Raw genomic sequence first — 24,604 nt, 5'->3', positions numbered from 1 at the left:
GCATGGCGCGCACTGAATTGAAACGCCTGCTTGGCGCCATGCTGCTGTTGCCGGCGCTGGCCCATGCCGAGATCGTGCAGCGGCAAGTGGTCACGGCGATCACGGCCGCGCCCGGCGGCGGCGATATCCTGACCGTGGACGAGGACACGGGCTGCGGCGGCAGGCAGCTGCGCATGGATGCGGCGTCGGTCGGACTGAACGAGGAGCAGTATGGCGTCATGAAGGCCGAGCTGGCCAACATGATACGCGACAGGAACCCCTTGCTCGTGCGCCTGCGCGCCTGCCCGGCGCCCGAGCGGACCAAGGTCGAGGCCATTCCCGTCATCCACATGCTGCGCGGCTGCGATGCGCACTGTGCGGACGGCAAGGCGCGGCTCTACCTGAACCACAAGCTGTCGCGCGGCGAGGTGATGGAAGAGGCGCGCTATGCGCTGGTCCTGCCGCTGCCGCCCGGCAAGACGCCCGGCACCTGGCAAGTCGCGATCTATCATGTGCGCGAAGGCGAACCGAAGCGGCTGATTGGCCATGTCAACGCTCCCGATTACCTGCGCGGCAAGCTGGTGGGCAACTACAGCATGTATTACCCGCACGGACAAGTCGAGATGCAGATGGAGCGGGATGGGCGCGGCGTGCAGGAGGGTGTGCAGACTCTGTATTACCCGGAAGGCAAGGTTTCCATGCGTATTACGTGGCGCAATGGCGTGCAGGACGGGGAGGAACAGACTTTTCACCAGAATGGCAAGCAGATCGCGTCGCGCACCTTCCGCAACGGCGCCCGCGCCGATGGTGTGATGGAAACGTTCGACGAGGACGGCAAGCTGAAAACGCGCACGACCCAGGTCAAGGGCCGGACGGATGGCGAATTGCTGCGGTTCTATCCGGACGGCGCCGTGGAAAGCCGCAGCCAGCATGACAACGGCGTCATGACGGGACCCAGCACCGGATATTTTCCGGATGGCAAGGTGCAGCGTACTGCCAACTACGTGGACGGCAAGCCTGTCGGCGAGAGCGTCGAATATTACCCGGACGGCAAAGTCGCCAGCAAGCGCACGCACACCGATCACTTTGTGTTGCGCAGCGAACAACGCTTCAGCCGGACCGGCATATTGATCGTGCACAAACAGTGGAACGCGGGCGGCCGCGAGGAGGGCGCCTTGCGTTCCTGGTATGCCGATGGCAAGCCGAGGCAGCTGATCGAATACGTGGATGGCGAACGCCAGGGCTGGACCCGGCACTGGCGGGAAGATGGCAGCGTGGAAAGCGAGTGCCGCTATGTGGCGGACGAGCCGCAGGGCGCATGCACGGGCGAGTCGGCCAAGATGTCGTACACGGAGGATGGGATTGAGTTTGAGATGCCGGAGGATTGATATTTGACGTGTATTCCAACGGTGCTGCGGCAGTTTGATAAATACCGAATTTATCTAGATGGTTGCATATTTACTACAGAAAATCAGTCAATTTCCTCTATTTGTATTGGAAAGAAATACTTTATTTTTTACCTATGAGAATTGGCCTATAGTCACCATACCAAAAAATATAGCCTCAAGGAAACGGCAATCTTTTTTGCGGGCGCTACGACACGCCACTATGCCGGAACCTGAAAGAAGTAAATGATCAAATACTTAGCGATATCAATGGTGTTGTTCACCAGCATTGCCAATGCCCAAGTGCATGTAAATGGGTACACGAAAAAAGATGGAACTTACGTGGCACCGCATCAAAGAACCGCACCTGACAGCACCATTTCGAATAACTACAGCACACAGGGCAATGTCAATCCCTACACGGGGAAGGCTGGAACTGTTCCAAATCAAGCAGATAGCTCTTACGGATATCAGCCTCAGGCAAAGCCAGCGCCACGCCAGGAGATTCAACCACTGCAACCTCTACCATCGTTTCAACCAACGCAGCCATTGCCACAGCCGTCTGTGTGGGGAACGCAAAAATAAAAGAGCGGTCTGATGAGCCGCCAGGGAGTATGCCAGTGAGGCATCTCCCCAATCACGAACAGTTTACCGGTGCGGCGGCGTCAGCACGCTGGCGATGGCCTTCGGTAACGTTTCCGGATAATCGCGGCTGAAGTGCAGGCCGCGGCTTTCGCGGCGGGACAGGGCGCTGTTGACGATCATCGAGGCCACGTCGACGAGGTTGCGCAATTCCAGCAAATCGTGGGTGATGCGGAAGTTGCGGTAGTACTCGTCGATTTCTTCCTTCAGCAGGGCGATGCGGTGCTGGGCCCGTTCCAGGCGCTTGGTCGTGCGCACGATGCCCACGTAATTCCACATGAAGCGGCGCAGCTCGTCCCAATTGTGCGAAATCACCACTTCCTCATCCGCATCCGTGACGCGGCTTTCATCCCAGTCGGGCAGGTATGGCGTGCCCAGCTTTTCCTTGCTTTCGATATCTTGCGCGCAGGCGCGGCCGATGACGATGCATTCCAGCAAGGAATTCGACGCCAGGCGGTTCGCGCCATGCAAGCCCGTGCACGCCGTCTCGCCCACGGCGTACAGGCCCGGCAAGTCGGCGCGGCCGGACAGGTCCGTCACGACGCCGCCGCACGTGTAGTGGGCGGCGGGCACGATGGGGATAGGCTGCTTGGTGATGTCGATGCCCAGTTCCAGGCAGCGCGCATAGATGGTGGGGAAGTGTTCGATGAGGAATTCGGCCGGCTTGTGGCTGATGTCCAGGTGCACGTAATCGAGACCCCGTTTCTTGATCTCGAAGTCGATGGCGCGCGCCACCACGTCGCGCGGCGCCAGTTCGGCCCGCTCATCGTGCGCCAGCATGAAGCGGGTGCCAGCCGCCGCGCCCGCTTCGGGCGGCAGTTTCAGCAAGCCCCCTTCGCCACGGATGGCTTCGGTGATCAGGAAGGATTTCGCATACGGGTGGTACAGGCACGTGGGGTGGAACTGGATGAATTCCATGTTCGACACGCGGCAGCCGGCGCGCCAGGCCATGGCGATGCCGTCGCCGCTGGCCGTGTCCGGGTTGGTGGTATATAAATACACCTTGCCGGCGCCGCCCGTCGCCAGCACGGTGTGCTCGGCGGCAAAGGTGAGGACTTTCCCCGTTTGCTCATCCTGTACGTACAGGCCGTGGCAATGCGGTTGCGCGTTGCGCTGGGCGGGCTTCATGCCCAGCTTGTCGGAAGTGATCAGGTCGATCGCGCAATGGTGTTCGAACAGACTGATGTTCGGGTGGGCGCGCACCTTTTCTTCCAGCGTGACTTGCACGGCGTGCCCGGTGGCGTCGGCCGCGTGGATGATGCGGCGCTGGCTGTGGCCGCCTTCGCGGGTCAGGTGGAAACCCAGTTCGGCCGTGGCGTCGCGCGTAAACGGCACGCCTTGCTCGATCAGCCATTCGATGGCTTCGCGGCCGTGCTCGACGATGTAGCGCGTGGCGCTCTCGTCGCACAGGCCGCCGCCCGCGATCAGGGTGTCTTCGATGTGCTGCTGGTGGCTGTCGCCCGAGTCCAGCACGGCCGCGATCCCGCCTTGCGCCCAGTTGCTGGCGCCATCGAGCAGCGCGCGTTTGGAAATGATCGCGACGGTGCGCGTCTCAGCTAAATGCAGTGCAACCGATAAACCCGCCAGGCCACTGCCGACAATCGCTACATCAAATTTCATGACATTTATCTTTTTTCAGGGGAAGCATACTATAGTCCATTTCACATCAATCGGTAATGTGTTGAGATAAATTCTGCCAGTGAAAGATAGCTGGGGCCGTAGCTTGTGGCGTATCAATGTCCTCGTGGAACAGTTCGCCATGATGGCAGGAGAGCAGCAGGCCGCCTTGTGCGCGGCGTGTTGCCTTTGCCGCAGGAGGCCCCATGATCCGCATCTTCAGCCATTACGTCTCGAAAACAGCGTTTATCTTGCTGTTGCTGGAAATCCTGATCCTGCTGCTGTCGGCCACCCTGACGTCGCTGCTGTGGCTGGCGGATGGCAGCCGCCTCGTGCGGGCGAGCGAGGTGTATTTGTCGTCCTCGATCTTTGCCCTGGTCATCGTTTTCAGCATGAGCGCGCTGGGCATGTACCAGCACCGCTCGCGCGAAGACATCCGCAACACCTTGCTGCGCATCCTGCCGTCGTTCGCGCTGGGTTTTGCCGTGCTCAGCGTCTTGATCCGCTTTATTCCTTCCTTGCATTTCGGGCGCGGCAGCGTGCTGATCTTCGGCCTGGGCGCCATCGGCGTGCTGCTGGCGCGCCTGGTGGTGTTCAAATCCTCGCAATCGGCGCTGATGGAGGGACGGCTGATCCTGGTGGGCGGCGGGGCGCTGGCGCGCGAATGCATGGACTTGGCGGCGAGCAAGATCGGTTTCCACCAGTTTACCGTCGTCGGCTGCATCGACGTGGCTGGCGAGCAATGCTGCGTGCCGGCCTCGGCCTTGCTGCCGGCGGAACCGTCGCTGCTGGCCATGGCCCAGCGCCATGCGGCGCATGAAATCGTCGTTTCCGTCAGCGACCGGCGCAATGGTGCGTTTCCTGCCAAGCAACTACTGGAATGCGCGCTGGGCGGCGTGAAAGTGATCGACGCGGCCACGTTCTTCGAGCGCGAAGCGTGCCAGATCCGCATCGATTCCTTGCAACCGAGCTATCTGATCTATGGCGGCGGCTTCGACCAGAGTTTTTTCCGCGCCGCCTCGAAGCGGTTGTTCGACCTGGCCGCCAGCGGCGTCATTTGCCTGGCGGCGCTGCCCATGATGCTGGCGACGGCCTTGTGCATCCGCCTGGAAGACGGCGGCCCCGTGTTTTACCAGCAAGAGCGGGTGGGACGCGACGGCTTGCCCTTCAATGTGCTGAAATTTCGCAGCATGCGCTGCGATGCGGAGCGCGATGGCAAGCCCATCTGGGCGCTGGACAACGATGCGCGCATCACGCGCGTGGGCAAGCTGATCCGCAAGCTGCGCATCGACGAGCTGCCGCAGATGCTCAATGTGTTTCGCGGCGAGATGAGTTTCGTGGGACCGCGGCCCGAGCGCGCCTACTTTGTCGAACAATTGAAGCAGCAGGTGCCGTACTACAACATTCGTCATAGCATCAAGCCGGGCATCACGGGCCTGGCGCAAGTGCGCTATCAATATGGCGCCTCCGTCGACGATGCCGTCAAAAAACTGCAATACGATCTGTATTATGTGAAAAACAATAGCCTGTTCCTCGACTTGCTGATCTTGCTCGACACGGTGCAGGTGGTGCTGTTTGGCAAGGGCAGCCGATGATGCGGGCGCAGTCGGACTGGCTGGCGGCGGCCGATGCGGCGGCCCTCAGCCATGGCCTGGCGTCGCTGGCCTTCTTCGTGCTGGCGCTGCTGCTTATCAGCAACTGGCGCGCGCGGCAAAACGTGCGCGCCTTGCTGGTGGCCTGCCTGGCGACGGGCGGCTGGGCGACGGGCACGGTCGTGCTGGTACTGCTGGGACAGCGCGTGGCGCTGGCCGGCGATGCGCTGGAACTGCTGCGCACCCTGGCCTGGCTGGTGTTCTTGCTGCTGCTGATCGAACCGGCGCGGTCCCGTTTGCGCCTGGTGCTGGCCGGCATCGTCCTCACGGCGCTGGCGCCCTGGCTGCTGTCCATGGCCTCGTCCTGGCTGGCGCTGCCTTTGCCGGCGCGATTCATCGCCAGTGTCTGCCGTTTGCTGCTGGCCGTGCTGGGCATGTTACTGGTGGAACAGTGGTACCGCAATACGCCGCCCTTGAAACGCTGGGGCATCAAGTTTGCGTGCCTGGGCGTGGGTGGCCTGTTCGCCTACGATTTCTATCTGTACAGCGACGCCTTGCTGTTTCGCGCGGTCAACGACGACATCTGGGCCGCGCGCGGCATCGTCGACGCCCTGTGCGCGCCGCTGCTGGCTGTCTCGGCCGCGCGCAATCCCGGCTGGGCGCTGGGCTTGTCCGTGTCGCGCCAGATGCTGTACCGCTCGGCCGCCTTGCTGGGCTCGGCCATCTATTTGCTGGCCATGGCGGCCAGCGCCTACTATTTGCGCTACTTCGGCGGCACCTGGGGCTCCTTGATGCAAATGGCATACCTGGGCGGCGCGGCCTTGTTGCTGGCGGGCGTGCTGTTTTCCGGCAGCTTGCGCGCCAAGCTGAAGGTGACGATCAACAAGCATTTCTACAATGCCATCTTCGATTACCGCGAGGAGTGGCTGCGATTTACGCGCGCGCTGTCCGAAGACGGGCCGGACCTGGGCGAACGCACGATACAGGCCATGGCGCAGCTGGTGGAAAGCCGCGCCGGCGCGCTGTGGATCTTGCGCGAGCAGGACCGGTTCGCGCCGGCCGCCAGCTGGAACTGGCCGCCGGGCACGTGGAGCGAGCCGGCGTCCGGCCCCCTGTGCCAGTTCCTGGAAGCAAGACAATGGGTGATCGACGTGCCCGACTGGGTGCAGAATCCGGACCAGTACGGCGGCTTGCCGTTGCCGCCCGCGCTGCTGGCGCTGCCCGACGTGTGGCTGCTGGTGCCCTTGATGCTGCACGGCCAGCTGTTCGCCTTTGTCGCGCTGGCGCGGCCCCGCACGCGCATCGGCCTGAACTGGGAAATCCGCGACGTGCTGAAAATTGCCGGCAGCCAGGCCGCCAGCTACCTGGCGCACCGCGAATCGCTCGCCACCCTGACGGTGGCGCGCCAGTTCGATTCGTTCAACCGCATGTCCACCTTCATCGTGCACGATCTCAAGAACTTGGTGTTCCAGCTGTCGCTGCTACTGAGCAATGCGGAAAAGCACCGCGCCAATCCCGCCTTCCAGGAAGACATGCTGGGCACTTTGGACCATTCCGTGCAGAAAATGAAGACCCTGCTGCAGAAACTGGCGCGCGGCGAAGCGCCGGAAGCACCGGCGCCGCTGCTGCTGGACGGCTTGCTGCGCCAGGCCGTGGCGGCCAAGGCCAGCCTGGCGCCGGCCCCGTGCCTGGAAATCGTCGACGGCGAACTGACGGTGCTGGCCAACCGCGCACGGCTGGAGCGGGTGCTGGGCCATTTGATCCAGAACGCCATCGAGGCCACGGCCAGCGATGGCAAGGTGGCCGTGCGCTTGCGGCGCGTGCAGCATACGGCCGTCGTCGAGCTCGACGATACGGGGCAGGGCATGAGCGAACAATTCATCCGCGAACGTCTATTTACACCGTTCGACACGACCAAGACGGCGGGCATGGGCATCGGCGTGTTCGAAAGCCGCGAATACCTGCGCGAAGTGGGCGGCAGCCTGGAAGTGCGCAGCGAGCCGCAAGTGGGCACGACGTTTCGCGTGATCCTGCCGCTGCATGCGGCATAGCAAAGGAGTGCCATGGGCAAACAGAAACTGCTGGTCATCGAAGACGATCCCGGCCTGCAAAAGCAGTTGCACTGGAGCTTTGACGGTTACGACGTCTTGCTGGCGGGCGAGCGCGAGGCGGCGCTGGCGCTCGTGCGGCGCCACCAGCCGGCCGTGGTGACGATGGACCTGGGCTTGCCGCCCGACCCGGACGGCGCCACGGAAGGCTTGGCTACCCTGCAGCAAATCCTCGCGCTGGCGCCGGACACGAAAGTCATCATCCTCTCGGGCAACCAGGAGCGCGCGCATGCCTTGAAGGCCATCGCGCTGGGCGCCTACGATTTCCACCAGAAACCGTTCGAGGCCGACATGCTGGGCCTGGTCATCGCGCGCGCGTTTTACCTGCACGCGATGCAGCAGGAAAACCGCCGCATGCTGCAGACGCAGGCCGATTCTCCCCTGGCCGGCATCGTCAGCCGCGATCCCGGCATGCTGAAACTGTGCCGCAACGTGGAAAAAGTGGCGCCCTCGTCGGCCAGCGTGATGCTGCTGGGCGATTCGGGCAGCGGCAAGGAGCTGATCGCGCGGGGACTGCATGCGCTGTCGAGCCGCCATGCGCAGCGTTTCGTTGCCATCAATTGCGCGGCCATCCCGGAAAACCTGCTGGAAAGCGAGCTGTTCGGCTATGAGCGGGGCGCGTTCACGGGCGCGGCTCGGCAAACCCTGGGCAAGATCGAACTGGCCCACGGCGGCACCTTCTTTCTCGATGAAATCGGCGACATGCCGATGCCGCTGCAGGCGAAATTGCTGCGCTTTTTGCAGGAGCGGGTCATCGAAAGGGTAGGCGGCCGCGCCGAGATCGCCGTCGACGTGCGCATCGTGTGCGCCACGCACCAGGACCTGAAAGTGCTGGCGGAACAGGGACGCTTCCGCGAAGACCTGTTTTACCGCCTCAGCGAAATCGTCTTGCGCATTCCGCCCTTGCGCGAGCGGGCCGGAGATTGCACCTTGCTGGCGCAACATTTCAAGAACAAGTTCTGCGCCAGCGAGGGCCGCAGCAACCTGCATTTCAGCGCGGGCGCGCTGCAGCTGATCGAAAGCTATGGCTGGCCCGGCAATGTGCGCGAAGTGGAAAACTGCATCAAGCGGGCCGTCATCATGTGCGACGGGCCGCAGATCGCCGCCGACGACCTGGGCTTGCCCGCCAGCGCCCGGGCGGCGCCCCCGGACGAGCCGCTGAACCTGCGCCAGGCCCGCGAAGGGGCCGAATACAAGGTGATGGTGCGCGCGCTGGCGCGGGCCGACGGCAATATCGCCAAGGCGGCCGAGCTGCTGGGCGTGAGCCGGCCCACCCTGTACGACCTGATGGGCCATCACGGCATCAAGTAGGCAGTAACTAAATATCAAGATTGTGTATGGCGTCGCACATACGGGGCGGCGCCCGCACGGCATGCTTCGCCCAGCAACTCAATCAAGTCAACAGGGAGAATTCCATGCAAGCTACACAACTGTCCGTCTCGGACTTGAACAATCCGGGCGTCTCCTGGGGCGCCGTGCTGGCGGGCGCTGCCGCTGCGGCCGCCTTGTCCTTCATCCTGCTGATCCTCGGCGTGGGCCTGGGCCTGTCGTCCGTGTCGCCGTGGTCGTTCAATGCGACGGCCATCGGCGTGTCGACCATCGCCTGGCTGGCCTTCATGCAACTGGCCGCGTCCGGCATCGGCGGCTACATGGCGGGCCGCCTGCGCGTGAAATGGAGCTCCATCCACACGGATGAAGTGCATTTCCGCGATACGGCGCACGGTTTGCTGGCCTGGGCCGTGGCCACCCTGATCACCGTGGCAGTGCTGGCCGGCGGCACGCGGGCCGTGCTGAGCGGCGCTATCGATGCGGGCAGCGGCGTGGCGGCGGCAGTTGGCCCGGCCGTAGGGGCGGGCGCAGCGGCGGCCGGCGCCAAGGCGGGCGAGGGCAGCAGTGCCAATCCGCTTGATTATTACTCGGACATGCTGCTGCGCGCCGCTCCGGCGGCCGGGGCGGGCGAAGCGAGCGGCGTATCCGCCGGGCAGCGCGGCGAAATCGGCAAGATCTTCGCCACCGGCCTGTCCACGGGCAGCCTGGCCGTCGATGACCGCGCCTACCTGGGCCAGGTCGTGGCCAGCCGCACGGGCTTGACGCAGGCGGAAGCGGAAGCGCGCGTCGACGCCGTCTACGGTCGCGCCGCCAAGGCTGCTGCCGATGCCAAGGCGCAGGCACAGCAAGCGGCCGAGGCGGCCCGCAAGGCCGGCGCCCATACGGCGCTGTGGATGTTCGTCGCCTTGCTGCTGGGCGCTTTCGTGGCCAGCCTGGCTGCAACGTTTGGCGGCCGCCAGCGCGACCATGAGCGCGTGCTGCGCCATGTGACCATTTAATTCACCGATACTATTTAGGAGACTGCCATGCGTTCCATCCTCTTGCTGCTGCTGGGCATTCCATTGCCCATCGTCATACTGATCGCCCTGTTCGTGCGCTGACAAGGCCCACATGCAAACCGGCGTCCGCTGCAAGGCGGGCGCCGGTTTTTGCGTGAAAGCGGGCGCATGTGTAAGATGGCGCCATCTTTCCACCGAGACTATCCATGAATGCGACCGCCTTTCGTCCCTTGCTGAAAACCGCCGCCATCGCCGCCTTGGCCTGCAGCGCGCTGGCCGCGTGCTCCACCCTGATCGGCCCGCGCGACGTGAATGTGTCGCTGAGCAAGATGCAGCAAGGCCTGGAGCGCCGCTTTCCCATCGATAAACGGGTGCTGTCCGTGCTGGACGTCAAGCTGACGCATCCGCAATTGTCGCTGCAGCCCGAGCGCGAAAGAGTCGCCCTCAGCGTGGACGCCAGCGTCTTGCCGCCATTCATACGCCAGAGCTGGCGCGGCAGCCTGGCCATGTCGGGCCGCCTCGTGCTTGACGCCCAGCGCAACGCCGTCTACCTGAGCGAGGCGAGCGTGGACAAGGTGATCATCGACGGCATGGACGAGTCGCAGCAGCGCCAGTTCGCCAAGGTGGCCAGCCTGGTGGCCGACCAGCTCATGCATGAAACGCCGATCTACACCTTCAAGCCCGACGAGCTGCGCTATGCGGGCGTGCAATTCGTGCCCACGCAGATCCGGACCACGGGCAACGGGTTGACGGTGACGTTCGAACCGGTGAAATAAAAGGCTAGGCCTGGAACGCGGGCGTGGTGATTTGCGTGGCCGTGTTGTTGCGCGGCGTCGCCTCTTCATGGAACAGGTCCGCCAGGTATTCGCATAACGCATCGCCTTGAATATCGTCGGGAATGATGAAATCGGCGGGCCTGCGCTTGCCTTCCGCGCCGAGATAGAAGGCGCGCCATGCTCCTTGATGTCCCCGGACGGCAATCAGCGTGCCGAAAATATTGAATCTGCATTCCTGCATCAAACTTCTCCAGTCCAAGAGCCAGGCAAAAAAGGTGGTGAGCGACAGGTATGGCTATTGCTAGATGGTAACATTTGCTGATCATCGGCGCGGGCGCGAGGCGTGCTTCAATGCACATCGGATCACCGGGATTGTTCAACCGACATTGTTTCCCCACAAGCATGCCGACTATAATCCGACCTCTCATGCCTGGATACAGCATGTTCCCCAACATGAAGTCAAAACAATTAAAGGAATCTTCGTGAAACGTTCGCTTATCAGCGCCGCCTGCTGCGCCTTGTTCGCCTTGTCTTCGCCGTCGCTGCACGCCCAGCAAGGCGCTACCGCCGCCGCACCCGTCTCCGGCATCGACCTGAAAACCCTGGACCCGGCAGTCAGCCCGCGGGACGACTTCTACGGCTACGTCAACGGCGTCTGGACCCGCAATACGGACATCCCGGCCGACAAATCCGTCTGGGGCACGTATATCGAATTGCGCGAAATCGCGCAGGGCCAGTTGCGCGGCCTGATCGACGCCACCGTCAAGAACCCCGGCAAGCCCGGCAGCGAGGCGCACAAGATCGCCGACCTGTACACGAGTTTCATGAACGATAAGGCGCGCAATGCGGCCGGCTTCAAGCCGCTGCGCGCCGAGCTGGCCCGCGTGGCTGGCGTGAAAGACAAGAAGGACTTGCCGGCGCTGCTGGCTTACCTGCAAGGCAATGGCGTTGCCACGCCGTTTTCCGCCTACGTGGCGCCCGATGCGCAAGACCCCGAGCGCTACACTGTCAACATCAGCCAGTCCGGCCTGGGCTTGCCTGACCGCGATTACTACTTGAAGGATGACGACGCCAAGCTGCAAGCCGTGCGCGCCAAATACCTCAAGCACGTCGAGACCATGCTGGCCATGAGCGGCGACAAGGCCGCTGCGGCGCACGCGGCGCAAATCCTCGACCTCGAAACGCGCCTGGCGGCGGTGCAGTGGACGCGCGTGCAGATGCGCGACCCCGTCAAATCGTACAACCGCGTCGATTTCGACAAATTCGCGGCGCTGGCGCCGGCCTTCGACTGGAACGCCTACTTTACGGCTGCCGGCCTGGCGCCGAAAGCCGCCTCGGCCGTGGTGCGCCAGCCCAGCTTCATGACCGGTTTCGCCGAGACCGTGGCCGCCGTGCCGCTGGAAGCGTGGAAGAGCTACCTGAACTGGCGCATCATCGAAAGCTATGCCTCCTACCTGGACAGCGCCACTGTCAAGGAACGCTTCGCCTTCGACGGCACGGTGCTGCGCGGCGTGCCGCAAAGCGAACCGCAGTGGCAACTGGCGCTGCGCTTCACGGATAACGCCATCAGCGACGCCGTCGGCAAGCGCTACGTGGAAATGTATTTGCCGCCGGAAACCCGGCCCCGCGTGATGGCCATGTTCGACAATTTCGTCGCCTCGTTCAAGGATGGCATTGAGCAGCTGGACTGGATGGGCCCGGAAACCAAGAAGGAAGCCCAGCTCAAGCTGGCCGCCCTGAAGCCGAAGATCGCGTATCCCGCTACCTGGCGCGACTACGGCAGCATGAAGACGCAGCCGAACGACTTGATCGCCAACGTGCGCGCCGCGCGCGCGTGGAGCCGCCAGCAAAACCTGGCCAAGCTGGGCAAGCCGGTGGACCGCGACGAATGGTCGATGACGCCGCAAACCGTCAACGCCAGCTACAGCCCGGCACTCAACGCGATCACGATCCCGGCCGCCATTTTGCAGCCGCCGTTCTTCAACGTGAAGGCGGAAGATGCCGTCAATTACGGCTTGCTCGGCATCACTTTCGGCCATGAAATCAGCCATGCCTTCGACGATTCGGGCAGCCAGTACGACGCCAAGGGACGTCTGCGCAACTGGTGGACGGCGGAGGACCGCGCGGCCTTCAAGGCGCTGGCAGCGGGGCTCGTCAAGCAGTACGGCGCCTACAGTCCCGTGCCTGGCTACCACATCAATGGCGAGCTGACCCTGGGCGAAAACATCGGCGACAATTCCGGCCTGTCGATCACCTACAAGGCGTACCAGCGTTCGCTCGGCGGCAAGCCGTCGCCCGTCATTGATGGCTTGACGGGCGAACAGCGCCTGTACATCGGCTTTGCGCAGAAATGGCGCGCGAAATTGCGTCCGGAAGCGGCCATCGCCCAGATCAAGAGCGACCCCCATTCGCCGGGCGAATTCCGCGCCAAGGGCACGGTCAAGAATCAGCCCGGCTTTTACGAAGCGTTCGGCATCAAGCCGGGCGACCCGATGTATCTGCCGCCCGAGCAGCGCGTGATCATGTGGTAGTCAGCTAGGGCGTTGGGCAAGCGCGCCGGGGACTATTCCTTGGCGTGGTTGAGCGTGTACCTGGGCAGTTCGAGCGTCAGGTCTTCCTGCGCCATGCGCGCCTGGCAAGACAGGCGCGAATGGGGCTGCAAGCCCCAGGCCTGGTCGAGCATGTCTTCTTCATTGTCGCCCAGTGGATTGAGCGAGTCGAAACCCTGCACCACGACCACGTGGCAGGTGGAACAGGCGCCCACCTGGCCGCACGCGTGTTCCATGTCGATCTTGTTGAGCAGCAAGGCGTCGCAAATGCTCATGTTTTGCGGCGCGTCAAACACGGCGCCTTCGGGGGCCAGCTCGGGATGGGGTAATACGGTGATGGTTGGCATACGATAATCTCCTTGAGTATCGCTACCTTGCACCTTCCCGTCTGGACAAGGTCAAGCGCAATGTTGCGCCTGACGGGGATGGCTTGCGCCTACAGCTTCGAGGCCGGATGTTCCGCGAGCGGGACAAACTGGCCGGTAGACTCGTCGAGCGCATCGAGCGAGCCATTTTCGATGTCATACACCCAGCCATGCAGGGTCAGGCGTTTTTGCGTGATGCCCAGCGCCACCGAAGGGTGGGTGCGGATGTTGTTGAGTTGCGCCACGACATTGGCGCGCACCATGCCGTCGATGCGGTCCTGTTCCGTCGCATGCTCGATCGATTCATTGATCATGCGCGCCGCGTCAGAGTGTCGCAGCCAGTTCTTGACTGCCGGCATGTGATCGAGGCAGGTGCAAGTGGCGATGGCTTTCATCGCGCCGCAATCGGAATGGCCGCAAATGACGATGTCCGTCACATTCAGGGCCGCCACGGCAAATTCGACGGACGCGCTCACGCCGCCCGGTTCCGGGCCGAACGAGGGCACGATATTGCCCGCGTTGCGGATCACGAACAGTTCGCCAGGCTCGCGCTGCGTCACCAGTTCCGGCACCATCCGGCTGTCGGAGCAGGAAATGAACAGGGCCTTGGGCGTCTGTCCCGTGGCCAATGTCTTGAACAGCTCTCGGCGTTCAGGAAAGACTTCCTTCTGGAAACGTAGAAATCCGGCAATGATGTCGCGCATAAATAAAAGAAGAGAGTGGTGTGAACCCGTATTATCGCCTATGTCAGCGCGGCTGGCTTGCCGGCCGGCCCGTTTCAGGGTCCGCCGTGCAGCGCTCGACATGCTCGAGCAATTGCAGGAACACGCGTTTGTCGGCCATGTGGTTCATCGTGTTGCTCGTGAAGACGTCGCTGGCGGCCGCTGCCACGGCGTTGCGGGCTTGCGCGCAGGCGCCGTGCAGTTGCGCGCGGTCAAGGTCTACCAGCGCCGCAGCGATGCCTTCGGGCGTGAAATCGAAGGCATCCATGCCGCAACAGCCGGCCACGCAATAGGTTTCCAGGCGGCAGATCAGCGGCCACAGGCCGCCCAGCAGGGCATCGATGTCGATGGCCTGGTCATAGCGGCCGTCAAGGCTGATGAACTCGATCCATGCATCGTCGCCGATCTGGATATCGTACTGGCGGTCGCGTTCGGTCATTTGCAGATTCTCCCGGTGAGTGGCATCGCATTATAAAAAAAACCGCCCGAAGGCGGTTTTTGTCAAACAGGCGATGCCGGCGTCTAGATAAAGTAGATCAGCGCGATCACGCCCACGACGAGGGCCACGCGGGTGACCTGGTACGCCGTCTTGTTCCACGCCTTGAAGCGGCGGCGGTACTGGCCCATGGTCCAGGAAATCTGGAACAGCTTGCTCACGCCGCCCACCTGGTCGCCCAGCTCGTTCGGCGAGGCGGCGGCCGTCATCAGGGTGCGGCCCAGCCAGCGGTTCAGCGCTTGCGCCCAGCGGTAGCGCATCGGGCGCTCGATGTCGCAGAACAGGATGATGCGGTCGCTGTCGGCGTCGTTGCGGGCCCAGTGGATATATGTTTCATCGAACATCACGGCCTGGCCGTCGCGCCAGCTGTGGCGCTCGCCATCGACGTCGATGAAGCAGCGGTCGTCGTTCGGCGTCTGCAAGCCCAGGTGGTAGCGCAGGGAGCCGGCGAACGGGTCGCGGTGCGGGTTGAGCTTGCCGCCTTGCGGCAGTTCCGCGAACATGGCGGCCTTGATCGACGGAATCGATTGCAGCAGCGCATAGGTTTGCGGGCACATCTGCTGCGCCGACGGGTGGTTCGCGTCATACCATTTCAGGTAGAAACGCTTCCAGCCATACTTGAAGAAGGAATTGAAGCCCACGTCATTGTTCTTTTCGGCTGCCTTGATCTTTTTCATTTCCTGCATGCGCAGCGCTTCATCGCGGATGATCTGCCAGTTCTGCTGCAGCGGCGCCAGTTCCGGGAATTGCTCGACGGCTAAATAGGGCGTGGCCGGCACCTTGGAAAAGGTGTGCATGAACAGGTTCAGCGGCGCCATGAACGAGGAGTGATCGAAGATCTGGCGGCGGAACGGCAGGCGCACCTTGCCACGAAAATGAATATGTAAAACAGAAAACACAAAAATGCCCAGCAAGGCCCACTTCATACACAACCTCGTTTTTAAAGAATGGGGCAATTATAACCAGTTAATGCCGGCGCCACCCCGTGCCACGGTGAAGGAAAGATGAAGCGGCGTGCGGCAGCGCTCTGTCCTACAATGGCTGTTCTCCCCACTGATATGAGGTAACGATGGAAATCTGGCACGCACCGCTCGACCTGGCCACCCTCAACGCCGCTAGCGTAGGCACGGCCATGCGCCACCTGGGCATCGAATTTAGCGCCTTCGGCCCCGACTGGATCGAAGCGACCATGCCCGTCGACCACCGCACCATGCAGCCTTTTAAACTGCTGCATGGCGGCGCTTCCGTGCTGCTGGCCGAAACCCTGGGCAGCATGGCCGCGAATGCCTGCCTCGATTCCAGCCGGCAAGTGAGCGTGGGCCAGGAAATCAATGCCAACCACGTGCGCGGCGTGCGCGGCGGCCAGGTGACGGGGCGCGCCACGCCGATCCACCGGGGCCGCACCAGCCAGGTCTGGGAAATCCGCATCACCGACGACGACGGCAAGCTGTGCTGCATCTCGCGCATCACCATGGCCGTCATCGATACGCCAGGCCAGCGTTAATTGTCTTTTTTGATATGCGTCAAGGCATTAAAAGTGAGCGCGTGGAATCATCCGTAACGCTGTTCGCTTATAATTCAGTGTGCTGTTGTATGGCGCAGGGTATGTCCCGCGCGCCTGCAGTGCCCGAAATTAGAAGCTGACTGCCCAAAAAACGCCAGTTAGAGACCCATCCTGCGCCATGCAGGAAAGGCAACACGACGGCGAGCAGATCGCTGGTTTTTAAATAACCAGCAACAATCAACTTTATTTACAGGGCAATAACAACAATGATGTCATTCAATCGTTTGACGATAGGCGCGCGCCTGAGCGCAGGCTTCGGGCTGCTGGTGGTATTCATGCTGGTGCTGGCGGCTTTCGCGCTGCTGCGCATCGGCGCCATCTCCGGCGCCATGGACGCGCAAGACAAAGTCCAGCTGGAAAAACTGGACCCGCTGTACGTGGCGCGCGAAGCGCTCGACCAGACGGGCCTGGCCGCCCGCAACGCGTATATCTTCCATGACCAGGCCGCCGCCGAAAAAGAGCTGGCCATCCTCGACAGCCAGAAGGCGCTGTACCTGGAAGCGCTGGCGCGCCTGGCGCCGCGGTTCGCCGGCGATCCGCAATTCGAGAAAGTCAGCGCGGGCTTGAACACCATGGCGCAGCAATTGCAGCGTCCGCGCCAGTTCCGCGCCACGGGGCAGATGGAACAGTACGGCACCTTCCTCGTCGAGGAGTGCAGCCCCCTGCGGCGCCAGATCGTCGCCGACATCGATACCGTGCTGAAAAACGTGCAGCGCGAATCGGAGCAGGCCAGCGTGGCCGCGCGCGCCATCTATGGCCAGTCGCTGCGCTGGATCGGCGTGCTGGCCGCCCTCAGCGTGCTCATTTGCATCTTTGTTGCCACCGTCATCACGCGGGGATTGCTGCGCCAGCTGGGCGGCGAACCGGGGTATGCGGCCTCGATCGCGGGGCGCATCGCGCTCGGCGAACTGGCCATCGACGTGCACACGCGCCACGGCGACGACAGCAGCCTGCTGTTTGCGATCAAGACCATGCGCGACAACCTGGCCGCCATCGTCGGCAAGGTGCGCCACGGCACGGAAAGCATCGCCACGGCCTCGACCGAGATCGCCTCGGGCAACCGCGACCTGTCGCAGCGCACGGAGCAGCAGGCCGGCTCGCTGGAAGAGGTCGCCTCATCGATGGAAGAACTGATTTCCACCGTGCGCCAGAATGCGGACAATGCGCAGCAGGCCAACCACCTGGCGCGCGAAGCGTCGAAGGTGTCGGAGCAGGGCGGCAAGGCGGTGGCCGAAGTGGTGCACACCATGAGCCTGATCAATGCCTCGTCGAACAAGATCGTCGACATCATCGGCGTGATCGACAGCATCGCCTTCCAGACGAATATCCTCGCCTTGAACGCGGCCGTGGAAGCGGCGCGCGCGGGCGAGCAGGGGCGCGGCTTTGCCGTCGTCGCCACGGAAGTGCGCAACCTGGCGCAGAGGTCAAGCGCCGCCGCGCGCGAAATCAAGCTGCTGATCGACGATTCCGTCAGCAAGGTGGGTACGGGAACCTTGCTCGTCGAGCAGGCCGGCGTCACCATGCATGACGTGGTGGCCGGCATTGGCAGGGTGACGGGCATCATGGCCGAGATCAGCCACGCCACGCAGGAGCAGGGCGCCGGCATCGAGCAAGTCAACCGTGCCATCGTCGACATGGACCGCGTGACCCAGCAAAACGCGGCCCTGGTCGAGCAGGCGGCGGCCGCCGCGCATGAACTGCAGCAGCAGGCGGCGCAGCTGGAACAGGAAGTGGGCATCTTCAAACTGGCCAAGCCGGCCAACGGTCCGCTGCGCCTGGCGGCCTGACGCCGAGAGCGCGGCAGCGCGGCGCGCCATGCGCCGCGCTCCACAGCCATGCGCGAACAGTCGTATTCCGCGCTACAATGAGCGCTGGATCACCGCCAGGACTACTCATGCAAGTGCGCAGCAGCCATGATCTCTCCAGCCCGGACGACGACGGCCCGGCGCCTCCCGTGCTGCAGCTGGCCCTTGCCGGCCTCGGCTGGGGGTTACTCACCTGCATGCTGTGCTTTGCCATCCTGTTCCTCACCAAATGGCTGTTGCCGCCTGAATACTGGGGCGCGCACACGGGCTTGTCCAAGTTCAAGCGCGAAATGTCGCTGCCGCTGCTGGTGTTCTGGGTCGTCATCTATTCCCCCATCCTGGAAACCTTCCTCGGCCAGCTGCTGCCGCTGGAAATCCTCCGGCGCCTGGGCGCCAGCCGCCAGCTGAGCATTTTTATCGGCGCCATCCTGTGGGCCATCGTGCATTTCATCAGCGGCGGCTTGTTGCACGCCATCGTCGCGCTGGGGTCGGGCGCCATGTTCAGCTTTGTCTACCTGCGCTACCGCGGCCCCAGTGTGGCCGTGGCCTACGCCACAACGACATTCTCGCGCGCCTGCAACAATATCGCCATCCTCGTTGCCGTGTTTTACGGCCTGGACGCCTAGGACGCCTGCCCAAACCTGCTGCGCGTCGGTATAGATGGCCTGCGATGCTCACCGTACCTGAGTACGGTTGCGCTTCTCGACCACCTCTACCTTCCGCTCGCGACGGTTTTGTCAAGCGTCGTGAAGTTCTCTTTTCTTGAGTAAATACGGCACCAGCGCCGCCAGCGCCACGGCCAGCACGGCCAGGCCATTGAGCAAATGGCGGAAGGCCGCGTCATAGCTGGCGCGCAGCAGCGCTTCCTGGCCGCCCAGCAGCTGTGTTGCCTGTTGGATATCGCCGAGCGCGGCGCGGCTGGCGGCGGCCAGCACGGGCAGGCCGGCGGGCAGCTGGTGCTGCAGCGCGGCGCCGATCAGGCTGGCCAGCACGGCGCCCGCCAGGGCCAGCGCCACGCCATCGGCGCTGATGCGCACGGTATTGAAGATGCCCGTCGCCATGCCGGCCCGCGGCGTGTCCACCACGTTCAGGGCCATGCTATCCATCAAGCCCCACGGCAAGCCGATGCCGGCGCCTACCAGCAGCAGCGGTCCCGCCAGCGCGGCGGTGCCGCCGTTGCCCAGCACTTGCGCCAGCCAGGCCAGTCCGGCGGCCGCCAGCAGCAATCCCGCCGCGCACACGGTGCCGGCCTTGAACCAGCGCAATAGCAGCGCCGCCAGCATGGGCACGACCAGCAGGGGCGCGGCCAGGGCGATCATCAGGCGGCCCGCCGCCAGCGGCGACACGCCGTCGATGCCGATGAAGCGCCCCGGCAGCATGACGATCAGCACGATGAACAAAAAGGCAGGCGAGGCGGCCAGCACTTGCACGGCGACAAAGCGGCGCTGGCGGAACAGGGTCAAGTCCAGCATGGGCCGCGCCGTCCTGCGTTCGACCGCGACAAACACGCAAAACAGCAGCGCGGACGAGGCGAGGGACAGTTGCACGGCCCCGTTGCGCCAGCCATGTTCGGGCGCCAGCAGCATGCCCAGGGTCAACAGGGACAGCGCGCCGCTGAAGCTGAGGGCGCCGGGCCAGTCCAGCCGGCCCTGGGCACGGGGCGCATCGGCCGGCACGCTGGCCAGCACCAGCAGCGCGCCGATGGCGCCCAGCGCGGCCGTGGCGTAAAAGATGGCGGGCCAGCGGGCCAGTTCCAGCATGGCGCCGGCCGCCAGCGGGCCGAAGGCCAGGCCCAGGCCGAACGTCGTTCCCAGCACGCTCATCACCCGGCTGCGCGCCGCGCCGTGGAACAGGGGCGCCAGCGACGACATGGCGGCGGCGAACGCGGCCGCGCCGCCCAGGCCCTGCACGAAGCGCAGCGCGGCGACCAGCGCGACGGACGGGGCCATGGCGATGGCCAGGGTGGCCGCGCAAAACAGGGCCAGGCCCGCCAGCCAGACGCGGCGCCGGCCCAGCACGTCCGTCAGGCTGCCGGCCACCATCATGGCGCTGCCATAGCTGAGGATGTATGCATTGATGACCCAGTTCAGGGCGGCGGCGCTGCCCCGCAATTCGGCGCCGAGGGCGGGCAGCGCCACGGCCGGGCCCGTGAAGCACAAAGGAATCAGCAAGCCTGTCAGGCAGGCGGCCAGCACTTGCAGGGCAAGCGTCAAACGTGGGGAAGAGGGCATGGAAGTGGGCTCGGATAGAAGGAGCGGCAAGTATGGCGCGCCCGTCATTGAAGAAAAATGGGCTAAACTGATCAACATATCGGACAAATTTGTCTTTAATGGGGAGCGCATGGATAGTCTCGGCGGCATCGCCATGTTTGTACAGGTGGCCGACAGCGGCAGTTTCTCGGCCACGGGCCGGCTGCTGGGCCTGTCTTCGTCGGCCGTGGGCAAGAGCGTGGCGCGCATGGAGGCGCGGCTGGGCGCGCGCCTGTTCCAGCGCAGCACGCGGCACCTGGCGCTGACGGCGGAAGGGGAAAAATTCCTGCAGCGCTGCAAGCGCATCCTGGCCGAGGTGGAAGCTGCCGAGCGGGAATTGAGCGAGGCCAGCAGCGGCCCCAGCGGTCGCCTGCGTATCAGCCTGCCACGCTACAGCGGCTTGTTCGAGCCGGCCATCGGCGCTTTCATGCAAGCCTATCCCGCCATCGAACTCGATCTCGATTTTTCCGACGCCATGGTCAACCTCGTCAGCGACGGCTTCGACGCGGCCGTGCGCACGGGCGAGCTGGCCGATTCAAGCCTGATGCGGCGCAAGCTATGCACGTTCCGCCGCTTGCTGGTGGCGTCGCCCGCCTACCTGGCGCGCCATGGCGGGCCCGCCGATGGCGCCGCACTGCTGCGGCACGCCCGCCTGGACTACCGTTTTCCCGCCACGGGCCGCCTGGAGCCGTGGCCGCTGATGGACGCGCTGGCCCAGCCGGCGTCCGGCATGGTGTGCAACAGCGTGGAAATGCGCGTCTTCCTGGCCTTGCAGGGGCAGGGCATCGCCTACCTGCCCGCGTTCGCCGTGCAGCGCGAACTGGCGGCGGGGCAACTGGTTTCGTTGCTGGACGCGCATACGCAGGCGCGCACGGCATTCTGGCTGCTGTGGCCGGCCAGCAGCCATTTGCCGCCGCGCTTGCGCGTGTTCATCGATTTCCTGGTGGCGCAGCTGCAGGACCAGACGTTTGGCGCCCGGCCGTCAAGCGAGAGCTCTCCCCCAGCCGCCTGAAACCAGACTCCATCGCGGCGGGCGCGCCCGCGCGCTTCCTTCCCCCCTCCCTTCCAGCATGCAGTGTGACATTTGCATGACAAATAACAGTGCTACACCCGCTTGAACGTCAATACGGCGTGCATGCGAGGCGGCGTTCAATCGCGCGCCGTCCCTGCGCCGAAAGTGCCGGACCGTTGAAGGTGCACGCTGAACTGCAAGTGGAGGCGGCCGGAACTTTTGCCTTGCATGTCAGCTTGCGCCGACATATTCACTCTTGGTTTTGACGTTTAATGACAGGAAACTGCAACATGACTGAAAAATTTGCATCGCAAACTTCCACCGCTGCCGACGGCATGTCCGCCATCGAGGCATACCTGAACAGTGTCGCGGCCGCCCCGCAGCGCTTCATCGGCACGGCGAACGCGGATGTGCTGACCGGCACCACGGGCGCGGACGTGCTCGAAGGCCTGGCCGGCGACGACACGTATTACGTCAACGACAGCGGCGACGTGATCGTCGAACTGGCCAACGGCGGCAACGACAGCGTGTACACCAGCGTCAATTACACGGTGGCCGAGAACGTGGAGAAAGTCTACCTGACCGCCGCCGGGCTGACCGTCACGGGCAGCGCCAATACCAATAATATCTTTTACGTCGACACGGCCGGCGGCAACAGGATCGATGGCGGCGGCACGGGCAACTCGGTCGTGTATGTCGGTTCCCGCACGGGCGTGACGGCAACGCTGCTGGGCGCGAATGACCCTCTGACGGCGCCAGCGGGCAGCGACGTGCTGGTCAACCTGATGAGCATCTCCGGCAGCAAGTTCGACGATGTCCTCACCGGCAACGAGCTCAAGAACGGCCTGATTGGCGGCTTGGGCAACGATACCTTACGCGGTGGCAAGGGCGACGATCTGCTCGTCGGCATGCAGGGGGACGATACCTATATCTTTGCCCGCGGCGACGGCGCCGACGGCATCACCGAGATGGTGGAAGGGGGCAGCCACAACGTCGTCTCCTTCCTGGCCGGCGTCAGCGCCGACCAGCTGTGGTTCCGCCAGGTGGGCGTGAACCTGGAAGTGAGCACCATCGGCACGACGGACAAGGTTACCGTCAATGGCTGGTTCAGCGGCGGCATCGTGCCCCGCATCCAGGAATTCCGCACGGCCGACGGCCGCGTGCTGCTGGGCGGCGACGTGCAAAACCTGGTGCAGGCGATGGCGGGCCTGACGCCGCCGCCGCTGGGCCAGCTGACTTTGCCTGTCTACGAAGCCACCGTCCTGGCGCCCGTGCTGGCGCAGAACTGGCGCATCGAGGGACCAAACCAGCCCGGCAATGGCGTTTTTACCGGCACGGCGAACCCCGACATCATCAAGGGCACGGCGGGCGCCGACGTGATGGCGGGCCTGGGCGGCGACGACATTTATTACGTCAACCATGGCAACGACGTGGTAACTGAACAGCCTGGTGGCGGCCGCGACACTGTCTACACGACCGTCAACTACACCATGGCCGCCAACATCGAAGAACTGCACCTGGCCGCAGCGGGCCTGGGTGTGACAGGCAACGGCAGCGGTAACGTCTTTCACGTCGACGTAGCCGGCGGCAACTTGTTGTATGGCATCGGCAGCAATAATTCCGCCACCTATGCCGGTTCCAGGGCGGGCGCCACGGCGACCATCGCTCCCGCCGGCGGCAGTACCGCGTTCCTGCCTGGCAGCGATGTGCTGGTCAATATTTCCAGCGTGACAGGCAGCGCCTATGACGACGTGCTGATCGGCAATGAACTGGCCAACAGCCTGTCCGGCGGCCTCGGCAACGACACCTTGCAAGGCGGCCAGGGTGCCGACACGCTGGCCGGCGGCCTGGGCGACGATACCTACGTCTTCGCCCGCGGCGACGGCGCCGACGTCGTCACCGAGCTTTCCGCCGACGCCGGCTACGACGCCATCGCCTTCCTGGCCGGCGTGAACATCGACCAGCTGTGGTTCCGCCAGGTGGGTGCGGACCTGGAAGTGAGCACCATCGGCACGACGGACAAGATCACCATCCGCGCCTGGAACGCGGCCGCGCCGAACATCGAGGAATTCCGCACGGCCGCCGGCCACGTCCTGCGCGGCGCCGACGTGCAATCGCTGGTGCAGGCCATGGCGTACCTGGCGCCGCCGGCGCTGGGCCAGCTGACCTTGCCTGCCGCCACGGCCGCCGCCCTGGCGCCCGCGCTGGCCCAGGCCTGGCACTTCAACGGCCCCACGCAGCCGACGGGGCAAACCTTCACGGGCACGGCGAATGCCGACGTCATGTATGGCACGGCCGGCGCCGACCTGCTGCAGGGCCTGGGCGGCGACGACACGTATTACGTCAACCACGGCGGCGATTTCATCGACGAACGGGACAACGGCGGCAACGATACCGTGTTTACCACGGTCAACTACACGGTGGCCGACAACGTCGAGAATGTGCGCCTCGGGGGCTCTGGCCTGACCGTGACGGGCAGCTCCTTCACCAACAACATCTTTTTCGTCACTACCCCCGGCGGCAACGTGCTCGACGGCGGCGGTGCGGGCAACGCGCTCAATTACGTCAACGCAAGCGCTGGCGCGACGGTTGCCTTCGCAGCCGTAGGCACGGCACTGGCGGCGCGTCCGGGCGTGGATGTGGTGGCCAATTTCAACGCGGTCGTCGGCAGCAAGTTCGATGATGTGCTGATCGGCAATGAACTGAAGAACACCCTGCTGGGCGTCCTGGGCAACGATATCTTGCAGGGCGGCAAGGGCGACGACGTCCTGGCCGGCACGCTGGGCAACGATACCTATATCTTCGCCCGCGGCGACGGCGCCGACATGATCAACGAGGCCAACGAGGCGGGCAGCCGCGACGTGGTGTCCTTCCTGGCCGGCGTCAGCGCCGAGCAGCTGTGGTTCCGCCAGGTGGGCACGGCTCTGGAAGTGAGCACCATCGGCACCAGCGACAAGATCACCGTCACCGGCTGGTACGAGAGCGCGGAGCGGCGCATCGAGGAATTCCGCATGGCCGATGGCCGCGTCTTGCTGGGCAGCGACGTGCAAAAACTCGTGCAGGCGATGGCGGGCCTGACGCCGCCGCCGGCTGGCCAGCTCACCTTGCCTGCCGGCACGGCCGCGACCCTGGCGCCCGTACTGGCGCAGAACTGGCGTTCCGGTCAGCCATTCAGTGCCGCTAGCCAGGGCGGTTTCAGCGGCTGGCAAGCGGATGCGGCGCAGCTGGTGCAAGCGATGGCCGGCTTTGCCGTGCCGGCGGCCGCATCGGCGCCGTGGTCGGCCCATGGCGGCCCGGCGGCGCAGATCCAGCTGGCGGCGGCCCACTAACGGCTAGCTAGCCGTATCGCCACTTACGCAGCCAGGCCGGTTTTGCACGTGCCGGCCTGGCTGCGCCATTGAATTTCTGACATGATC

Annotated in this window: 20 protein-coding genes; 13 read left to right on the top strand and 7 right to left on the bottom strand. The window is 64.1% G+C overall.

Annotated elements, in window-relative coordinates:
* Positions 1–2: 2 nt before the first annotated feature.
* Positions 3–1,367: a toxin-antitoxin system YwqK family antitoxin gene (locus CLU94_RS00165; protein ID WP_099664112.1), complete on the top strand. Its 1,365-nt coding sequence runs from the start codon at positions 3–5 to the stop codon at positions 1,365–1,367.
* Positions 1,368–1,610: 243 nt separating this feature from the next.
* Positions 1,611–1,949 (top strand): hypothetical protein, encoded by a 339-nt coding sequence (locus tag CLU94_RS27875; protein ID WP_143451311.1) that lies wholly within the window; start codon positions 1,611–1,613, stop codon positions 1,947–1,949.
* Between the two features lie 63 nt (positions 1,950–2,012).
* Here the strand turns inward: CLU94_RS27875 and nadB are convergent, their stop codons facing one another.
* A complete protein-coding gene (nadB, locus tag CLU94_RS00160; protein ID WP_099664111.1) occupies positions 2,013–3,626 on the bottom strand; it encodes an L-aspartate oxidase in 1,614 nt (537 codons plus the stop codon).
* A 203-nt stretch (positions 3,627–3,829) separates the two neighbouring features.
* Here nadB and CLU94_RS00155 point away from each other — a divergent pair, with 203 nt between their 5' ends.
* From CLU94_RS00155 to CLU94_RS00135, 5 genes are all read left to right on the top strand, one after another.
* Positions 3,830–5,218, top strand: a complete 1,389-nt coding sequence (locus CLU94_RS00155; protein ID WP_099664110.1) for a TIGR03013 family XrtA/PEP-CTERM system glycosyltransferase — start codon at positions 3,830–3,832, stop codon at positions 5,216–5,218.
* Positions 5,215–7,266 (top strand): XrtA/PEP-CTERM system histidine kinase PrsK, encoded by a 2,052-nt coding sequence (gene prsK, locus CLU94_RS00150; protein ID WP_099664109.1) that lies wholly within the window; start codon positions 5,215–5,217, stop codon positions 7,264–7,266. The genes CLU94_RS00155 and prsK overlap by 4 nt, the downstream gene beginning before the upstream one ends.
* Before the next feature lie 12 nt (positions 7,267–7,278).
* The gene (gene prsR / locus CLU94_RS00145; RefSeq protein WP_099664108.1) at positions 7,279–8,634 is read left to right on the top strand and encodes a PEP-CTERM-box response regulator transcription factor; all 1,356 of its coding nucleotides are present in this window, start codon (positions 7,279–7,281) and stop codon (positions 8,632–8,634) included.
* Positions 8,635–8,738: 104 nt separating this feature from the next.
* The gene (locus tag CLU94_RS00140; RefSeq protein ID WP_099668095.1) at positions 8,739–9,650 is read left to right on the top strand and encodes a hypothetical protein; all 912 of its coding nucleotides are present in this window, start codon (positions 8,739–8,741) and stop codon (positions 9,648–9,650) included.
* 206 nt (positions 9,651–9,856) lie between these two features.
* The gene (locus CLU94_RS00135; RefSeq protein WP_099664107.1) at positions 9,857–10,426 is read left to right on the top strand and encodes a DUF1439 domain-containing protein; all 570 of its coding nucleotides are present in this window, start codon (positions 9,857–9,859) and stop codon (positions 10,424–10,426) included.
* Between the two features lie 4 nt (positions 10,427–10,430).
* Here CLU94_RS00135 and CLU94_RS00130 read toward each other — a convergent pair whose 3' ends face one another.
* Positions 10,431–10,667: a DUF7661 family protein gene (locus tag CLU94_RS00130; RefSeq protein WP_099664106.1), complete on the bottom strand. Its 237-nt coding sequence runs from the start codon at positions 10,665–10,667 to the stop codon at positions 10,431–10,433.
* 241 nt (positions 10,668–10,908) lie between these two features.
* On the opposite strand from CLU94_RS00130, the gene CLU94_RS00125 reads away from it, so the two are divergent.
* Complete coding sequence (locus CLU94_RS00125) at positions 10,909–12,957, top strand: M13 family metallopeptidase (protein ID WP_099664105.1); 2,049 nt, start codon at positions 10,909–10,911, stop codon at positions 12,955–12,957.
* A gap of 32 nt (positions 12,958–12,989) precedes the next feature.
* Here the strand turns inward: CLU94_RS00125 and fdx are convergent, their stop codons facing one another.
* The 4 genes from fdx to lpxO all read right to left on the bottom strand — a co-directional run bounded on the left by fdx (position 12,990) and on the right by lpxO (position 15,484).
* Complete coding sequence (gene fdx, locus CLU94_RS00120) at positions 12,990–13,322, bottom strand: ISC system 2Fe-2S type ferredoxin (RefSeq protein WP_099664104.1); 333 nt, start codon at positions 13,320–13,322, stop codon at positions 12,990–12,992.
* A gap of 89 nt (positions 13,323–13,411) precedes the next feature.
* On the bottom strand, positions 13,412–14,044 hold the full coding sequence (locus CLU94_RS00115; protein ID WP_099664103.1) for a carbonic anhydrase: 633 nt from the start codon (positions 14,042–14,044) through the stop codon (positions 13,412–13,414).
* A 43-nt stretch (positions 14,045–14,087) separates the two neighbouring features.
* Positions 14,088–14,501, bottom strand: a complete 414-nt coding sequence (locus CLU94_RS00110; protein WP_099664102.1) for a DUF6331 family protein — start codon at positions 14,499–14,501, stop codon at positions 14,088–14,090.
* Positions 14,502–14,584: 83 nt separating this feature from the next.
* A complete protein-coding gene (lpxO, locus tag CLU94_RS00105) occupies positions 14,585–15,484 on the bottom strand; it encodes a lipid A hydroxylase LpxO (RefSeq protein WP_099664101.1) in 900 nt (299 codons plus the stop codon).
* Between the two features lie 143 nt (positions 15,485–15,627).
* On the opposite strand from lpxO, the gene CLU94_RS00100 reads away from it, so the two are divergent.
* From CLU94_RS00100 to CLU94_RS00090, 3 genes are all read left to right on the top strand, one after another.
* On the top strand, positions 15,628–16,062 hold the full coding sequence (locus tag CLU94_RS00100; protein ID WP_099664100.1) for a hotdog fold thioesterase: 435 nt from the start codon (positions 15,628–15,630) through the stop codon (positions 16,060–16,062).
* 266 nt (positions 16,063–16,328) lie between these two features.
* On the top strand, positions 16,329–17,909 hold the full coding sequence (locus CLU94_RS00095) for a methyl-accepting chemotaxis protein (protein ID WP_099664099.1): 1,581 nt from the start codon (positions 16,329–16,331) through the stop codon (positions 17,907–17,909).
* 107 nt (positions 17,910–18,016) lie between these two features.
* Positions 18,017–18,553, top strand: a complete 537-nt coding sequence (locus CLU94_RS00090; RefSeq protein WP_099664098.1) for a CPBP family glutamic-type intramembrane protease — start codon at positions 18,017–18,019, stop codon at positions 18,551–18,553.
* A gap of 111 nt (positions 18,554–18,664) precedes the next feature.
* Here CLU94_RS00090 and CLU94_RS00085 read toward each other — a convergent pair whose 3' ends face one another.
* Positions 18,665–20,158, bottom strand: a complete 1,494-nt coding sequence (locus tag CLU94_RS00085; protein ID WP_099664097.1) for an MFS transporter — start codon at positions 20,156–20,158, stop codon at positions 18,665–18,667.
* Positions 20,159–20,267: 109 nt separating this feature from the next.
* Between CLU94_RS00085 and CLU94_RS00080 the strand changes: the two genes are divergently transcribed.
* Both CLU94_RS00080 and CLU94_RS28825 read left to right on the top strand, forming a co-directional pair.
* On the top strand, positions 20,268–21,188 hold the full coding sequence (locus CLU94_RS00080; RefSeq protein WP_099668094.1) for a LysR family transcriptional regulator: 921 nt from the start codon (positions 20,268–20,270) through the stop codon (positions 21,186–21,188).
* 290 nt (positions 21,189–21,478) lie between these two features.
* Positions 21,479–24,517, top strand: a complete 3,039-nt coding sequence (locus CLU94_RS28825) for a calcium-binding protein (protein WP_180278540.1) — start codon at positions 21,479–21,481, stop codon at positions 24,515–24,517.
* The last annotated feature ends 87 nt before the right edge of the window (positions 24,518–24,604 follow it).

Origin of the sequence: Janthinobacterium sp. 13 (genome assembly GCF_002749695.1) — a bacterium.
Taxonomy (GTDB): Bacteria; Pseudomonadota; Gammaproteobacteria; order Burkholderiales; family Burkholderiaceae_D; genus Janthinobacterium; species Janthinobacterium kumbetense.
This window is presented reverse-complemented; position numbering and strand designations above follow the sequence as displayed.

What these genes read in the sequence shown, in the direction of transcription:
- CLU94_RS00165 (WP_099664112.1), top strand. Translation starts at nt 3, where the DNA reads ATGGCGCGCACTGAATTGAAACGCCTGCTTGGCGCCATGCTGCTGTTG.
- CLU94_RS27875 (WP_143451311.1), top strand. Translation starts at nt 1,611, where the DNA reads ATGATCAAATACTTAGCGATATCAATGGTGTTGTTCACCAGCATTGCC.
- nadB (WP_099664111.1), bottom strand. Translation starts at nt 3,626, where the DNA reads ATGAAATTTGATGTAGCGATTGTCGGCAGTGGCCTGGCGGGTTTATCG.
- CLU94_RS00155 (WP_099664110.1), top strand. Translation starts at nt 3,830, where the DNA reads ATGATCCGCATCTTCAGCCATTACGTCTCGAAAACAGCGTTTATCTTG.
- prsK (WP_099664109.1), top strand. Translation starts at nt 5,215, where the DNA reads ATGATGCGGGCGCAGTCGGACTGGCTGGCGGCGGCCGATGCGGCGGCC.
- prsR (WP_099664108.1), top strand. Translation starts at nt 7,279, where the DNA reads ATGGGCAAACAGAAACTGCTGGTCATCGAAGACGATCCCGGCCTGCAA.
- CLU94_RS00140 (WP_099668095.1), top strand. Translation starts at nt 8,739, where the DNA reads ATGCAAGCTACACAACTGTCCGTCTCGGACTTGAACAATCCGGGCGTC.
- CLU94_RS00135 (WP_099664107.1), top strand. Translation starts at nt 9,857, where the DNA reads ATGAATGCGACCGCCTTTCGTCCCTTGCTGAAAACCGCCGCCATCGCC.
- CLU94_RS00130 (WP_099664106.1), bottom strand. Translation starts at nt 10,667, where the DNA reads ATGCAGGAATGCAGATTCAATATTTTCGGCACGCTGATTGCCGTCCGG.
- fdx (WP_099664104.1), bottom strand. Translation starts at nt 13,322, where the DNA reads ATGCCAACCATCACCGTATTACCCCATCCCGAGCTGGCCCCCGAAGGC.
- CLU94_RS00115 (WP_099664103.1), bottom strand. Translation starts at nt 14,044, where the DNA reads ATGCGCGACATCATTGCCGGATTTCTACGTTTCCAGAAGGAAGTCTTT.
- CLU94_RS00110 (WP_099664102.1), bottom strand. Translation starts at nt 14,501, where the DNA reads ATGACCGAACGCGACCGCCAGTACGATATCCAGATCGGCGACGATGCA.
- lpxO (WP_099664101.1), bottom strand. Translation starts at nt 15,484, where the DNA reads ATGAAGTGGGCCTTGCTGGGCATTTTTGTGTTTTCTGTTTTACATATT.
- CLU94_RS00100 (WP_099664100.1), top strand. Translation starts at nt 15,628, where the DNA reads ATGGAAATCTGGCACGCACCGCTCGACCTGGCCACCCTCAACGCCGCT.
- CLU94_RS00095 (WP_099664099.1), top strand. Translation starts at nt 16,329, where the DNA reads ATGATGTCATTCAATCGTTTGACGATAGGCGCGCGCCTGAGCGCAGGC.
- CLU94_RS00090 (WP_099664098.1), top strand. Translation starts at nt 18,017, where the DNA reads ATGCAAGTGCGCAGCAGCCATGATCTCTCCAGCCCGGACGACGACGGC.
- CLU94_RS00085 (WP_099664097.1), bottom strand. Translation starts at nt 20,158, where the DNA reads ATGCCCTCTTCCCCACGTTTGACGCTTGCCCTGCAAGTGCTGGCCGCC.
- CLU94_RS00080 (WP_099668094.1), top strand. Translation starts at nt 20,268, where the DNA reads ATGGATAGTCTCGGCGGCATCGCCATGTTTGTACAGGTGGCCGACAGC.
- CLU94_RS28825 (WP_180278540.1), top strand. Translation starts at nt 21,479, where the DNA reads ATGACTGAAAAATTTGCATCGCAAACTTCCACCGCTGCCGACGGCATG.